General features: G+C 72.1%; 14 protein-coding genes. 7 read left to right on the forward strand and 7 right to left on the reverse strand.

The features are described from left to right. Nucleotides 1-12 precede the first annotated feature (12 nt). The 6 genes from SD460_RS16460 to SD460_RS16485 all read left to right on the forward strand — a co-directional run bounded on the left by SD460_RS16460 (nucleotide 13) and on the right by SD460_RS16485 (nucleotide 6,319). Nucleotides 13-1,485, forward strand: a complete 1,473-nt coding sequence (locus SD460_RS16460) for a hypothetical protein (RefSeq protein WP_318306329.1) — start codon at nucleotides 13-15, stop codon at nucleotides 1,483-1,485. 538 nt (nucleotides 1,486-2,023) lie between these two features. Beyond that, nucleotides 2,024-4,168, forward strand: coding sequence for an ATP-binding protein (locus tag SD460_RS16465; RefSeq protein ID WP_318306330.1), 2,145 nt, complete (start codon nucleotides 2,024-2,026; stop codon nucleotides 4,166-4,168). Beyond that, on the forward strand, nucleotides 4,165-4,599 hold the full coding sequence (locus SD460_RS16470) for a roadblock/LC7 domain-containing protein (protein WP_290061083.1): 435 nt from the start codon (nucleotides 4,165-4,167) through the stop codon (nucleotides 4,597-4,599). Before SD460_RS16465 ends, SD460_RS16470 begins: the two co-directional genes overlap by 4 nt. After that, on the forward strand, nucleotides 4,596-4,973 hold the full coding sequence (locus tag SD460_RS16475; protein WP_290061081.1) for a DUF742 domain-containing protein: 378 nt from the start codon (nucleotides 4,596-4,598) through the stop codon (nucleotides 4,971-4,973). The genes SD460_RS16470 and SD460_RS16475 overlap by 4 nt, the downstream gene beginning before the upstream one ends. Continuing rightward, complete coding sequence (locus tag SD460_RS16480; RefSeq protein WP_290061080.1) at nucleotides 4,954-5,541, forward strand: GTP-binding protein; 588 nt, start codon at nucleotides 4,954-4,956, stop codon at nucleotides 5,539-5,541. The genes SD460_RS16475 and SD460_RS16480 overlap by 20 nt, the downstream gene beginning before the upstream one ends. Nucleotides 5,542-5,560: 19 nt before the next feature. Further along, nucleotides 5,561-6,319 carry an MHYT domain-containing protein gene (locus SD460_RS16485; RefSeq protein ID WP_290061088.1) on the forward strand — a complete coding sequence of 253 codons (759 nt, stop codon included), beginning with the start codon at nucleotides 5,561-5,563 and terminating at the stop codon, nucleotides 6,317-6,319. Nucleotides 6,320-6,539: 220 nt separating this feature from the next. Here SD460_RS16485 and SD460_RS16490 read toward each other — a convergent pair whose 3' ends face one another. Both SD460_RS16490 and SD460_RS16495 read right to left on the reverse strand, forming a co-directional pair. Then, nucleotides 6,540-7,157 carry a PaaI family thioesterase gene (locus SD460_RS16490; RefSeq protein WP_290061079.1) on the reverse strand — a complete coding sequence of 206 codons (618 nt, stop codon included), beginning with the start codon at nucleotides 7,155-7,157 and terminating at the stop codon, nucleotides 6,540-6,542. Between the two features lie 31 nt (nucleotides 7,158-7,188). Continuing rightward, on the reverse strand, nucleotides 7,189-7,947 hold the full coding sequence (locus SD460_RS16495; RefSeq protein WP_318306331.1) for an SDR family NAD(P)-dependent oxidoreductase: 759 nt from the start codon (nucleotides 7,945-7,947) through the stop codon (nucleotides 7,189-7,191). A 46-nt stretch (nucleotides 7,948-7,993) separates the two neighbouring features. On the opposite strand from SD460_RS16495, the gene SD460_RS16500 reads away from it, so the two are divergent. Beyond that, a complete protein-coding gene (locus tag SD460_RS16500; protein ID WP_290061077.1) occupies nucleotides 7,994-8,530 on the forward strand; it encodes a ferritin in 537 nt (178 codons plus the stop codon). A 57-nt stretch (nucleotides 8,531-8,587) separates the two neighbouring features. On the opposite strand, the gene SD460_RS16505 is transcribed toward SD460_RS16500, so the two are convergent. From SD460_RS16505 to SD460_RS16525, 5 genes are read right to left on the reverse strand one after another with little or no spacing between them, the layout of a single operon-like run. Then, complete coding sequence (locus SD460_RS16505) at nucleotides 8,588-10,462, reverse strand: alpha/beta hydrolase (protein WP_290061075.1); 1,875 nt, start codon at nucleotides 10,460-10,462, stop codon at nucleotides 8,588-8,590. Then, the gene (locus SD460_RS16510; protein WP_290061074.1) at nucleotides 10,459-11,568 is read right to left on the reverse strand and encodes an alpha/beta hydrolase family protein; all 1,110 of its coding nucleotides are present in this window, start codon (nucleotides 11,566-11,568) and stop codon (nucleotides 10,459-10,461) included. Before SD460_RS16510 ends, SD460_RS16505 begins: the two co-directional genes overlap by 4 nt. A 19-nt stretch (nucleotides 11,569-11,587) precedes the next feature. Then, nucleotides 11,588-12,571: an ABC-2 membrane transporter-related protein gene (locus tag SD460_RS16515; RefSeq protein ID WP_290061073.1), complete on the reverse strand. Its 984-nt coding sequence runs from the start codon at nucleotides 12,569-12,571 to the stop codon at nucleotides 11,588-11,590. Then, the gene (locus SD460_RS16520; RefSeq protein WP_290061072.1) at nucleotides 12,568-13,449 is read right to left on the reverse strand and encodes an ABC transporter ATP-binding protein; all 882 of its coding nucleotides are present in this window, start codon (nucleotides 13,447-13,449) and stop codon (nucleotides 12,568-12,570) included. Before SD460_RS16520 ends, SD460_RS16515 begins: the two co-directional genes overlap by 4 nt. Then, the gene (locus tag SD460_RS16525; protein WP_290061071.1) at nucleotides 13,446-13,841 is read right to left on the reverse strand and encodes a GntR family transcriptional regulator; all 396 of its coding nucleotides are present in this window, start codon (nucleotides 13,839-13,841) and stop codon (nucleotides 13,446-13,448) included. Before SD460_RS16525 ends, SD460_RS16520 begins: the two co-directional genes overlap by 4 nt. Nucleotides 13,842-14,013 lie beyond the last annotated feature (172 nt).

Raw genomic sequence — 14,013 nt, forward strand, 5'->3', positions numbered from 1 at the left:
GGGGGGAACAAGATGAGGCACACCGCTTTCCGGCGCCTGCTGGTCGCCGGGCTCGCCGTCGCGGCCGCGCTGGTGGCGCCGGCCACCGCGCACGCCGAAGCACCGGCCAACGACGATTTCGACACCGCCACCGCCGTCACCGCCCTGCCCTTCCGCGCGACCCAGGACTTCGGGGAAGGGACGACGAGCGCCGACGACCCGAAGTCGTGCTACTCCTGGATCGCGACGAGCGCGTGGTACGACTACACCGCGTCCGCCGACGGGTTCGTCCGCGCGCTGCCCTCGGGCGCCGGCCAGCTGCCGTTCATCGCCGTCTACACCGGCGAGCGCGGGGCGCTGACCCAGGTGCCCGGCGCCTGCGCGGAGTGGAACACCGGGCCGTCGGTGACGTTCCCGGTCACCGCCGGGCAGACGTACCACATCATGGTGTTCAAGCCGTATTCCGGCGCGGGTCAGGTGGCCACGCTGGACCTCTCGAGCGTCCCGCGGGAGTCGAACGACGACTTCGCGGCGGCCGCCGTGGCGACGCTGCCCGGGACGTTCTCGGGCGACCTGTCGCGATCCACGAGCGAGCCGGGCGAGGTGACGGCGAGCTGTGATCCCGAGGCCGACCACTCGGTGTGGTATCGCTACACGCCGGACCGCACCCGCTCGATCAGCGTGGAGCGGCGGTCGACGTCGGTCGCGGTCTACTGGGGCGCCTCACGCGCCGGACTGTCCGAAGTGGAATGTGCGTCTTCGCTGGACAGCTACAAGCGTGTCGTCTTCCGGGCCACCGCGGGGGAGCAGTACTGGATCCGGGTGGCCACCGACGCCGACGGCGCGTCGCCGTACGAGATCCGCCTGACGACCGCGCCGGCGCTGACGCCCAACGTGTACCTCTACTCGGACCCGAAGTCGGTGTTCGACGACATCCCGATGTCGCCGAACGCGGGTGACCGCCTCGGCCGTCCGCTGGTCAGCGGCGAGCTGAAGTTCGGCGACGGCACTTCGGTGGCGCTCACCTCGAACGCCCAGCTGACGCACCGCTACGCCGCCGACGGCGACTACCGCCTGGAGATCAGCGCGACGACGGACGACGGGCGCTCGGGGACCGGCACCCAGGTGGTCCACGTCGAGACACACGACGTGACCCTGACCGGGCTGTCCCTGCCCGCCCAGGCCCGCGCCGGGCAGACCAAGCCGGTCAAGGTGTCCGTGGTGAACAACCGGTACGCCGAGACGGTCACGGTCTCGCTGCGCAGGAAGGGCGAGAGCGGTTACTTCGAGGAGGTCGGCGCGCTGACCCAGTACGTCCCGGTGGGCGGCCGCGTGGAGTTCCCGTTCGCCTACAGCTACACGGCGGCCGACGCCGCGGCGGGTCAGGCGGAGTTCGAGATCGTGGCGAACCTCAACGACCGCTACGACGGCGACAGCCACCCGGTGGACAACCGGCTGACCGGCGTGACGACGGTCCGTGGCCAGGCGGCGCTCCGCGCCGGCTGAGTCCACTCTCACCCGCCCCGCCCCGCCCCGCCCCGCCCCGCCCCCCGCACGGCCCAAGCGCCCCAATGTGGCGTTGGGTGCGTCTGACGCACCGAACGCCACATTGGGTGCGCTGGACGCACCGAACGCCACATTGGGGCGCTTTCGGCGGCGGGGTGACCACGGTCCGCAGCCGCGCCGGCTGAGTCCACTTTCGCCTTGGCGGGGCGGGCTCGTCCCGCCAAGGCGGAAAATCACCTACCCCGCACGGGATCCCGTGCGTTCTTCGAATCGATCTCACCCTCCGCAAGGGTAAAAATCCGCGCGGTGGAAGTTCACCCTGTGTAGCTGATGCGTACGGGGGAAACGGCTCGCGTTCCTTGACAGCACCGGTGCGGCCGGAGTTATGTCACCGGCTGAATTCCGCGGAAAAGGAACCGGAAATCGTTCTCGGGCCACCGGTACGAATCGAGCCACGCCACCGATGAAAGAAGACCAACGTCGTTCCGCCCCCTCCTGGAATCCGGGAGCTTGGGGGCTGCGCACCAAGATCTCCGTCGTGCTGTTGCTGCCCGTCCTGGTCGCTTTGCTGCTGGCCGGGTCCCGGGTGCAGGGCGAACTCGCCCGGGCCGGTGGGCTCAGCGCCGTGCGCGACCAAATGCCCGTCGTGCAAGGGATTTCCGAACTCGCCGGGCTCGTCGACGACGAGATGATCCACGACGGCGCCGCCGACCGGACCGCCGCCGTCGACCGGAAAGCCGCTTCGGTCCGCCGGGACGCCGCATTTTCGCAGCTCACCCCGGAAATCGCCGGCACTTTGGAAGATCAGCTCGGGAAATTGGCCGGCCTGCGCCAGCAGACCGGTTCCGCGGCGGAGAAAACCGCCGCTTACCACGACTTCACGATCCTGCTCAGCGAAGTGATCCCCGTCGTCGTCGGCCAGGCCGGGAATTCGGATCTCGACGCGTCGGCGACGCTCGGCGCGGCATTGGCGCAGCTGAGGACCGTGCTCGCCGTCCAGGAAGGGGCGGCGGGCAAGCCCGGCGGCGCCGCGGTGGCCGAGCGCGCCGCGTCCGAGGAAGCCGTGCTCACCGGCCAGATCCGCCGGGTCACGCCGGCCGGTGCGGCCGCCGCCCGGTTCGCCGCGGCGACCAGCACGGGCGCCGGCGGGCCCGCGGCCAAGCGCGCGGTGCTCGGCACCGTCCTCGCCGAACAGGTGAAAACGCTTTCGGACGCGGTCGGCGCGGAGACCGACGCGGCCCGCTCGGCCGCGTTGCGCGACGCCGCCCTGGTGCTCGCGTCGCTGCTCGGCGCCCTCGCCATCGCGCTCGTCGTCGCGCGGTCGGTCGTGGCCCCGATCCGGCTGCTGCACGCGGCCGCGCTCGACACCGCGCGCCGTCGGCTGCCGGGCACCATCGACCGCATCCGGGCGGGCGAGGACGTCGACTGGCGCGCGACCCCGCCGCTCCCGATCGACTCGGAGGACGAGCTCGGCCAGCTCGCCCGCGCCTTCGACGACATGCACCGGCAGGCGGTCCGGCTCGCCGTCGGTGAGCAGGCCGAGATGCGGATCCAGGTCAGCGAGATGTTCATGACGCTGTCCCGCCGCAGCCAGTCGCTGGTGGAACTGCAGCTTTCGGTGATCGAAGACCTGGAGGCCGACGAGCAGGACCCGCAGCGGCTGGCGGAGCTGTTCCAGATCGACCACATCGCCACCCGGCTGCGGCGCAACGGCGAGAACCTGCAGGTTCTCGCCGGTGGCCGGCCGGTGCGGCGGGAAACCGGCCCGGTCGCGACGGTCGAGCTGCTGCGCGCGGCGACGTCGGAGGTCAAGGACTACCAGCGCATCACCCTCGGCAACGCGCCGCGCGGCTCGGTGCAGGCCGAAGCCGCGGCCGACGTCGTGCACATCCTGGCGGAGCTGCTGGAGAACGCCATCCGCTCGTCGCCGCCGGACGAGCAGGTCGTGCTCACCGCCGACCGCGGCTTCGACGGCGGCGTGCTGGTCGAGGTCGTCGACACCGGCCTCGGCATGACCCGCGAAGACCTGGAAGCGGCCAACGCCCGGCTGGCCGCCGGGGCGTCGGTGAGCCCGGAGACCACCCGCCGGATGGGCCTGTTCGTGGTGAGCAGGCTGGCCGCCTCGCACGGGATCACCGTCCGGCTCCGGCCGACGGCCAACCGGGCCGCGAGCGCCGGCATCACCGCCAGCGTGCACGTCCCCGGCGTGCTGGTCCAGGTCGACCTGCCGCCGCGGCCCGGCCCGCTCGCGCTGCCCGCGGGCAGCACCAACGGCGTCGCGCGGCCCGAGGCCGAACCCCGGTGGCCCGCCGAAGAACCCGCACCCGTGCCGCCGGCCGGTCCACCGACGCCGATCTTCGACCACATGTTGTCGCACTGGTTCGCGGAAAAGCCGCCGAAGGCGCGTCCGGACGGCTGGGTGAGCCCCGCGGACCAGGTGCGGCAGGCCGCGGAAGCCGCGGTGGGACCCACGGGCGAACCCGAGTTCACCGACTCGGGCCTGCCGACCCGGCAGCCCGGCGCCCAGCTGGCACCGGGCTCGGCCGCCCCGCGCCGCCCGCCGCAGGCGGACCCGTCCTTCCGCGACCCGGCCGCGGTGCGGAGCAACCTTTCCCGGCACTACAGCGGCATGCGCGCGGCCCGCCACCGGGTCGCGGCCGAGCCGGACGCGGAGCAGCGATGAGTCCTCGGCAGGAAGGAACAGAAGTGACCGACGGGTCCCGGAACTGGCTGGTGTCGGCGTTCACCCAGGAGGTGCCCGGGGTGGCGCACGCGGCGCTCGTCTCGGCGGACGGGCTGCTCGTGGCGGCGAACGAAACCCTGCCGCGGGACCGCGGCGACCAGCTCTCGGCGATCGCGTCCGGGCTCTCCAGCCTCGCGCTCGGCACGGCCGACCTGTTCACCGCGGGCCGGGTCGTGCAGTCGGTGATCGAGATGGAGCAGGGTTTCCTGCTGCTGATGAACGTCGGCGACGGCTCCAACCTGGTGGTGCTGGCCAACCCCGGCTGCGACATCGGGCTGGTGGGCTACGAGATGACGTTGCTCGTGGACCGGGTCGGGAAGGTGGTCGAGACACCGGCGCGGCCGGCGGCCTCCCCGGGAGCGGCCCGGTGACCGACGGCCGGCGCCGCGAGGGCGGGCGGCACACGGCGGCACTGGCCCGTCCCTACGCCTGGACCGCCGGCCGCACGCGGCCGAAGGTCGACCTGGCGGTGGAAGCCCTCGTCGAGACCACGGCGGAAGGCCGCACGGCGTCCTTCAGCCCGACCAACCCCCTGGCCGCGGTGATGCAGCTGTGCCTGCAGAAGCGTTCGGTGGCCGAGGTCGCGGCCCACCTCGGCGTGCCGCTCGGGGTGGCCAGGGTGCTCATCGGCGACCTGCTCAGCGCCGGCCAGGTGTCCATCCGCGACACGCTCACCGCCGACGCCTCCTGGGACGAACGCAACGACCTGCTCGAAAGGGTCCTCAGTGGACTACGTGCACTCTGACAAACTGATCACCTCGGCCAAGATCGTCGTCGCGGGCGGCTTCGGGGCCGGCAAGACGACGTTCGTCGGCGCCGTCTCGGAAATCGACCCGCTGCGCACCGAAGCGCTGATGACGACGGCGGCGGTCGGCGTCGACCGGACCGAAGCGGTGCCGGGGAAGTTCGCCACGACGGTCGCGATGGACTTCGGCAGGCTCACCCTCGCCGACGACCTGATCCTCTACGTCTTCGGCACCCCGGGCCAGCACCGGTTCTGGTTCATGTGGGACGACCTGGTCTGCGGCGCGGTGGCCGCGATCGTCCTGGTCGACACCCGCCGCCTGGCGGACTCGTTCGCGTCGATCGACTTCTTCGAGTCGCGCGGCCTGCCGTTCCTGGTGGCCATCAACCAGTTCGAGGACACCCGCCAGCACGCGCCCGCGCAGGTGCGCGAAGCCCTCAAGATCCCGGCGGCGGTGGAGGTCGTCACCTGCGACGCGCGTTCCCCGGAGTCCACGAAGCGGACCCTCCTCGCCGCGGCCGAGCACGCGCTCGCCGAGCACCACTCACCACGATCGCGGAAAGTCTGACAGGAGCCGGAAAATGCCCATGAACCACGAAGACTTCGCCATGGGGCACTGGCTCGTGGTGCTCGCCTACCTGACGTCGGTGGTGGGGTGCGCCCTCGGGCTGGCCTGCACGCTGCAGGCGCGCTCCACCGACAACCCGCGCGTCCGGCTGACGTGGCTGGGGCTGGCGGCGCTGTCCATCGGCGGCGTCGGCATCTGGGTCATGCACTTCATCGCGATGCTGGGCTTCTCGACGCCGGGCCTGCCGGTGCGCTACGACATCTTCCGCACGGCGGTCTCGGCGGTCCTTTCGGTGGCGGCGGTGTTCTGCGGCCTGCTGGTGTTCGGCGTCCGCAACCGGTTCGCCTGGCGCCGCCTGCTGCTGGGCGGCCTGCTCACCGGGCTCGCGGTGGCGGTGATGCACTACACGGGCATGTGGGCGGTCCAGGTCAAGGGCTCGATCGGCTACGACCCGGTGCTGGTGGTGCTGTCGGTGGTCATCGCGGTGGTGGCGGCCACGGCGGCCCTGTGGTGCACGGTCGGCCTGGACAAGCTGCTGCCCCGCCTGGCGGCGGGCCTGGTGATGGGCGCGGCGGTGACGGGCATGCACTACACGGGCATGGCGGCGGTCCGCCTCCACCTCGACCCGGCGGCGCCGGACCCGTCCGGCACGGAGGTGTTCTCGTTCCTGTTCCCGGTGTTCGTGCTGGCGGCACTGGCGATGGCGGTCCCGATCTGCGCGGTCCTGATGGCCACATCGAGCTCACCGGCACCCCGGCACACGACAGTCGGCTCCTGACCGGCCATCGGGCGGCGGCGAGCGGGTGTCGGGAGGTGCCGCGAATGACTCATTCGGGACGTCGGTGGTCCCGAATGAGTCATTCGCGACCTCGGGCCGGGCGATCGGCGGGTCGGTCTCTGCGGGTGCCAATGGGGCCGCCGGCGGGTGCCGCGAATGACTCATTCGGGACGTCGGTGGTCTCCAATGACTCATTCGCGACCCCCGCGGGAGGGCCGCGTCAGTCCGTGGGGACCGGGAAGCGGTCCGCGCTGAAGTGGACCAGGATCGCCGACGCCGTCGCGCAGACCTCCTCGCCCGCCCGCAGCGTCCCCGACGCGTGCAGCTTGCGCCCGTCCCGCCGCTCCAGCCGGCCTTCGGCGACGAGCGGGACCGCGTACGGCGTACCCCGGTGGTAGTCGACCGTCAACGACGCCGTCATCCCCGGGTAGCCCGCCGCCGCCGTGGCGCGGCCGAGGACGTGGTCGAGGACCGCCGCCACCCAGCCGCCGTGGACGCGGCCCGGTGGGCCCTCGTGCGCCGCGCCGAGGAGGACCTCCGCGCGCACCGAGTCCGGGCCGACGTGCACCCAGGACAGCGGCGGCGCCAGCGGGTTCCCGGGCCCTTCCAGCGGGTTGTTGACGCTCAGGTGCCCGCCGTCCTCGAGCGCGGCCAGCAGCAACGGCGGGGCTTCCCCGGCGGCGCGCAGGGCCGCGGTGACCGCCTCGACCCGGCTCGCCGCCGCGGCCAGGCCGGCTTCGTCGTCGCGCACGCGCACGGACGCTTCGATCAGCTCCCGGATGCGGGCGCCGAGCAGGGCACGCCCGGGCGGGACGCCGTCGACGACCGGGAAGGACATCGCACCCCCTGTAACTAGAACGTGTTCCAGATTACCAGGTCGGGCGTGCGGTGACGCCGCCGTCGACGACGAGGTCGTGGCCGGTGACGAAGGACGCGAGCGGCGACGCCAGGAAGACGCACGCGTTGCCGACGTCGGCCGGGGTGCCCAGGCGGCCCAGCGGGGCCGCGCGGTGCCAGCGGCCGACGCCGTCCGGCCAGTCCCGCGCGAGACCGGGCCGGTCGATCAGCCCGGGGGACACCGTGTTGACGCGGATCCCGCGCGGCCCGTACTCCAGCGCCGCGCCACGCGCGTGCATCACCAGCGCCGCCTTCGCCGCGCTGTAGTGGACGTGCCCCGGGGCCGGCTGCCGGGCCTCGATCGACGCGACGTGCGTGATGCTCCCGCCGTCGCCCAGCAGCCGCGCCGCCGCCTGCGTGCAGGAGAACGCGCTGGTCAGGGTCGCGTCCAGCATCGCACGCCAGCGCTCGGCCGTGATGTCTTCGAGGGCCTCCACCGGCTGGACGCCGGCGTTGTTGACCAGCGCGTCGAGCCGCCCGCCCCACGCCGCGACGGCGTCGAGCAGGGCGTGGCAGGCGGTGTCGTCGGTGAGCTCGGCGGCGAACGCGCGAGCCCGACCACCGGCGGCTTCGATCGCTTCGACGACGTCGTCGGCGGCGCCGGGACGCCGGTGGTGCACGGCCACCGCGCTGCCCGCCGCGGCGAACCGGAGCGCGATCCCGCGCCCGATGCCGCCGGCCGCGCCGGTGACGCAGGTGATGGTGCCGGAGAGGTCGAGTGCGCTGGTCATCGGCCTGATCGTAGATCCGCGCCCCGGTCCGTCGTACCTTGTGGGGATGGCCAAGACCCAGAAGTTCGCCGAACTGCTGCAGACCCAGATCCGGCACGAGTTCACCGCCGCCCAGCAGTACATCGCCCTCGCCGTCTGGTTGGACGCGCGCGACCTGCCGCGGCTGGCCAGGCGCTTCTACCAGCAGGCGATCGAGGAGCGGAACCACGCGCTGGCGATGGTGCGGTACCTGCTCGACCGCGACCAGCCGGTGGCGATCCCGGGCACCGGCGAGGTCCGCAACGACTTCTCCAGCGTGCACGAGGTGATCGAGCTGGCCCTGGCGCAGGAACGCGCGGTCACCGCGGAGATCGAGGCGATGGCGAAGGCCGCGCGCGCCGAGGAGGACTACCTCGGCGAGCAGTTCGTGGCCTGGTTCCTCAAGGAGCAGGTGGAGGAGGTCGCCCAGATGACGACGCTGCTGACGGTCGTCGAGCGGGCGGGCGACAACCTGTTCGAGGTCGAGAACCACCTGTTCCGCGAGTCGGCGACGGAGGTCGAGGACGCCCCGGACATGCCGCCGGTGGCGGGCGGCAAGCTCTGAGGGGATGAGCCCGGCGGAAGCGGCATCCCCCCGGGCGATGCCGCTTCCGCCTTTCCTTCAGCGGCAGAAGGAAACTTCCGGGTACCCCGGCCGGTCGAGCAGCGGCCGCGGTTCGCCCCGCAGGTGCTGGTCGAAGAAAGCGTTGACGTAGGCCCGCGTGATGTCCTGCGTGCGCCGGCCGCCCGTCGTCGCACCCATGTCGATCCCGAACTCGTCCGCCACCAGGCCGACGTCGGTGAAGGACGCGTGCTGCGTGCCCGCCACCTCCGCCCAGCGCTTCCAGCCGGTCAGCTGCGCCCAGTCCCGTTCCCACGGCTCGTTGCCCGGCGCGCACGCCGTGGCCGCCAGCTGGTGGCTCACGAACATGAACGGCCGGTCCAGGCCGGGGGCGGTGAGCGGGACCTCGGTGGTGCCGTCGATGTCCATGCCGGCCTTCACGCGGGCGTCGGCGACCATCGTGGGCAGGGCGCTGGCGCCGCCGACCGAGTGCCCGGCCATGCCGATCCGGGACGCGTCGATCAGCGGTCCCCACTTCGAGCGCGTCAGCGAATCCAGCACGAACGACACGTCGGCGGCCCGGCCGAGCTCCAGCTTCCGCCAGAAAGCGGGGTCGTGCGGCACTTCGCACGACGCGCACCCGGCGAACCGCCCGCCGGGCATGCTCTGCCCGGAGTTTTCGTACGTGTGGCCGAGCACCGCGACCGCGTAGCCGTGGCTCGCCAGGTCCTCGGCGAGCGCGGAGAGCGTGGCGCGCGGCTTGGTGTAGCCCGGCGACAGGACGACCAGCGGCAGGTTCCGGCCGCCCGGCCGGGCGTCGGCCACCGCGTTCGTCACCATCGTCGTGAGCAGGTCCGGCGGCACGTCGAGGCCGCTGCCCGCCAGCAGCGCCGCGGATTCCTCCGGCGTCAGGTACCGCGTCTTCGGGCCGTTCGCCGACGCCGCCGGGTAGAACAGCGAGACCATCAGCTCGCGGTAGGGCACTGACGGCACCCACGGGTCGGGCCGCGAAGTGTCCTTGAGGTACACCGTCGTGCCGCCCACCGGCCGGTCGCCGGTCGGCGCGGGCAGGTACGGCGTCGACGTCCCGGCGAAGCCCACCTCCGGGTACCGCGCGGACGGCTGGGCCAGCAACGGCTGGGGTTCGCCGCGCAGGTGCTCGTCGAAGAACGCCCGGACGTACGCGGCGGTGACGGCCTGGGTGCGCGCGGCCGGCGTCGTCGCGCCGAAGCCGAGGCCGAGCTGTTCGCCGATCAGGCCGAGGTCGGTGAACGACGGGTGCACCGTCCCGGCGACGACGAGCGAGCGCTTCCAGCCCGTCAGCCGGTCCCAGCCCGGTTGCCGCGCTTCCGTGCCCAGGTAAAGGAACGGCCGGTCGGGCGGCAACGCGGACGCGGTGCCGTCGAGGTCGAGACCGGCCTTGATCCGCGCGTCGCTCGTGTTCGCGCCGCCGGCCGAACCGATCCGCGACGGGTCGATCAGCTCCGCCCACTTCGAGCCGAGCAGCGAATCCAGCACCGACGGGATGTCCGCGCCGCGGCCGGCCACGACGACCACGGTGCCGTGGCTCGCCAGGTCTTCGGCGAGCGACGTCAGTTCCGGGCCGGCGGACAGGACGACCAGCGGCAGGTGCCGCCCGGCCGGGCGCGCGTCCACGAACGCGTCGGTGCGGACCGTCGTGAGCACCGACGGCCGGATCGTGGTGATCCCGGCTTCGCCGAGGGCGGCTTTCGCCTCCGCTTCGGTCATGAACCGCTTCCGCTTCCCCAGCGCGGAAACCGCCGGGTAGAAGAGGTCGGCCCGGGACAGGGAAGCCGTGCCCACCGGCTGGTCGCCGGTCGGTTTCGCCAGCGCGAGCGGCGGGTCCGCCGAGGCGGCGGGCGCGGTCAGGGTGACCGCGAGTGCGGTGACGGCCAGCAGAATCGTCTTCTTCATCCGATGAAGGTCACTTCCGGGTAGGCGGGCGAGGGCGCGGCCAGCAGCGGCTGCGGGCGGCAGCGCAGGTGCTGGTCGAAGAAAGCGCTTGCGTAGGCTCGCGTGACGGCCAGTGCGCGGGTCGCGTCGATCGAAGCGCCGAGGTCGATGCCCAGCTGCGCGGCGAGCACCCCGAGGTCGGTGAACGACGAGTGGACCGTGCCGGACACCATGAGCCAGCGCTTCCAGCCGGTGAGGTGCGGCCAGTCGGTTTCCCAGTCGTCGTACGGCCCCGGCTGCCCCGGCACGTAGTTGTCCATGCTGCCCAGGAACAGGAACGGCCGCGCCAGCCCGGACGACGGCAGCGGCACGTGGATGCTGCCGTCGATGTCGGCTCCGGCGCGGATCCGCGCGTCGGCCAGCATCGCCTGCGTCGTGGCCGCGCCGCCCGCGGAGTGCCCGGTCATACCGATCCGCGCGGGGTCGATCAGCGCGCCCCACTTCTTCGAGCGCAGCAGGGAATCCAGCACGAACGACACGTCCTTCGACCGGACCCGCGTGAACTTCTCCCAGAACCCCGGCTGGTCGTCGACTTCGCAGGCGGCGCAGCCGGTGACGTGGCCGTCGGGGAAGGTGGTCGCGCGGTTTTCGTAGGTGTGGTCGATCGCCGCTACGGCGTACCCGCGGCTGGCGAGGTCTTCGGCCAGCGCGGTGAGCGTCGCGCGGGGCTGGGTCCAGCCCGGCGACAGCACGACGAGCGGCAGGCCGTGCCACCGCCCGGCCGGGCGCGCGTCGACGACGGCGTTCGTCCGGACGGTGCTCAGGACGTCCAATGGCAGCCCCGGGATGTTCTCCCGTTCGAGGTTGCGCTCGGACTCCAGCGGCGTCATGTACTGCTTGGTGGGGCCGTGCGCCGACGTCGCCGGGTAGAACAGGGAGACCATCAGTTCCCGGTAGGGCACCGACGGCACCCACGGGTCGGGCCGCGAACGGTCCACAACGGACAGTGTGCTGACGCCGACGGGCTCGTGGCCGGTCGGGCGGGGCAGGAACGGCGTCGTGCTCGCCGAAGCGGGCGCCGCGGACAGCGTCAAGGTCAAGGCGGTGGCTACCGCGAGGGTGCGCATGATTCCCCCAGGAATCCGATCAGGAAAGGTGGCGGACGCGACGGAAGCAGAACCAGGTGAGCAGGGCGGTCAGCGCGAGGTAGAGCGCGAGTTCGAGCCACTGCAGCGGCCAGAACCGGGAACCGGGCTGGTAGGTCAGGCGCTGCTGGTAACCGTGCTGGCCGAGCTGGGCCATGCACGCTTGCATGCTGCCGCGCTCCGGCGGACCCTGGCCCGGCCTCGGGGCGCAGCTCTGCACGAAATCCGGCAGCGGATCGGCGACGTTGCCTGCCGAGTCCACGGTTTCGTTCGCCAGCACCCACGCGCCGGCGGGGTTCCGCACGCCGATCTCCATGATCCCGTGGGTGTCGTCGCCGGTGATGTTCGTGATGTCCTCGCCGACGATCGCGACCGTCATCGTCTGCGGCGGCAGCAGGTACGGCCGCACGAAGTTCGGCACCAGGAGCAGCACGGCGGCGATCACGACGAGCGTGACGGCCATCGCGGCCACCGTGCGCTTCAGCAGCATCCCGATCGCGACGCCGAGCGCGAGGGCGAACGCCGCGTAGCCGATCGGGACGATGCCGCGCGCGCTGAACACCACCGGCGCGATGCGCGAGAGCATCCCGCGATCGGTTTGCGTGGCCGCAAGGGCGTCGATCGGGCTCGCCCACCACGACACCGCCCAGCCGAGCAGCCCGGCCGCCGGCATCGCGACGAGCAGGCCGAAGCCGAGCTTGGTGGTGAGCCACCGCTTGCGCGTGACGGTCTGGTTCCACACGAGACTGTGCGTGCCGCTCTCCAGTTCGCGCGTGATCAGCGGGACGCCCCAGAACACGCCGATCGCCGCAGGCAGCAGGTAGAGCACCAGGATCGTCCCGCCGAAGAGGGTGTCCTGGTCGGAGAAGTCGGTGCGCCCGACCAGTTCCGGTCCGGTGATCGCGAGCACGACGCCGATCGCGGCCAGTGCGGCGAACACGGACAGCGCGGGGACGCGGAACTGGCGCCAGGTGAGCCAGGTCATCTCAAGACCTCCAGGGCGGGGCGGGCGGGGGCGGGGTTGCTCATGTACTCGAGGACGAGGTCTTCCAGGCCGAGCCGCGCGACCGTCCACACGGGATCGAGGATCGGCGCCTCGGTGCGGACGAGCACGGTGGTCTGCCGGTCGGTGTGCTTCGCGGAGACGACGTGCTGGTCCGCGGGCAGCGTTTCGACGTCCCGCCGCGGCCCGGAGAGCCGGTGGTGGGTGGCCAGCAGTTCCTCGACCTCGCCGATCACGCGTACCTGCGAATCGACGAGCACGATGAGGTGGTCGCAGACCCGTTCCAGGTCGTTGACCAGGTGCGAGGACATCACGACGGACAACTCGTGCTCGGCCACCGCCTCCATCAGGTCCTGCAGGAACTCCCGCCGCGCCAACGGATCCAGCGCGGCGACCGGTTCGTCGAGCAGCAGCAGCTCCGGCCGCTTGGCGATGCCGATCGTCAGCGCCAGCTGCGCGCGCTGGCCGCCGGACAGCTTGCCGGCGTGCTGCTTCGGGTCGAGCCCCAGCCGTTCGATCCGCTTCTCGGCGAGCGAGGCGTCCCAGCGCGGGTTGAGGTGCGCGCCGAGCCGCAGGTGCTCGGCGATGCTCAGTCCACTGTAGACCGGCGTGTTCTGCGCGACGTAGCCGACTTTCGCCAGCTGCTCCGGCCCGCTGCCGGGCACCCCGCCGCACACCTCGATCGTGCCGGTGGTCGGCTCGAGCATGCCGGACGCGATGTTGAGCAAAGTGGACTTGCCCGCCCCGTTCGGGCCGACCAGCCCGGTCACGTGGCCGGGCTCGATTTCCAGGGTGCAGCCGGACAACGCCCAGTTGCGCTTGTACTTCTTGCCCAGTCCCTGGGCACGCAGGACGGTCACGCTATGTCCTCTCTGGCGGAGTCGCGAAACGTGGACATCAACAGGGCCTCGATGCTCTCTTCGTCGAGACCGGCCTTGCGGGCCTTGCCCAGCCAGCGGCGCAGGTCCTGCCGCAGCGGCCCGAGCACGGCGAACGACGCGCCGCCGTTCAGCGTCGCGGTGACGAAGGTGCCGACGCCGGGCCGGGCGGAGACGAGCCCGTCGTGCTCCAGCTCGCGGTAGGCCTTCAGCACGGTGTTCGGGTTGATCGCGAGGGAAGCGACCACGTCCTTGACCTTCGGGAGCTGGTCCCCCTCGTTCAGCAGGCCGAGGCGCAGTGCGTGCCGCACCTGCTGGACCAGCTGCTGGTACGGCGACAAGCCGGACCTCGCGTCCAGGTGGAACTCGATCATCGGCAACTCCATTTAACTAGTTGCCTAGTACTATAGACATGAAGCACAAGTCCGCGCCACCCCGGCGCCAGTCCGCGCGGGCGGGAACCCTCGCCCGGCCTCCCGCGAACCACTCACGGGCGAACTGATCTTTTTCGCCCGCCCTGCCAACCTCCCCGCCCCCTCGCCCGTC

Source organism: Amycolatopsis solani (assembly GCF_033441515.1).
Classification (GTDB): Bacteria; Actinomycetota; Actinomycetes; order Mycobacteriales; family Pseudonocardiaceae; genus Amycolatopsis; species Amycolatopsis solani.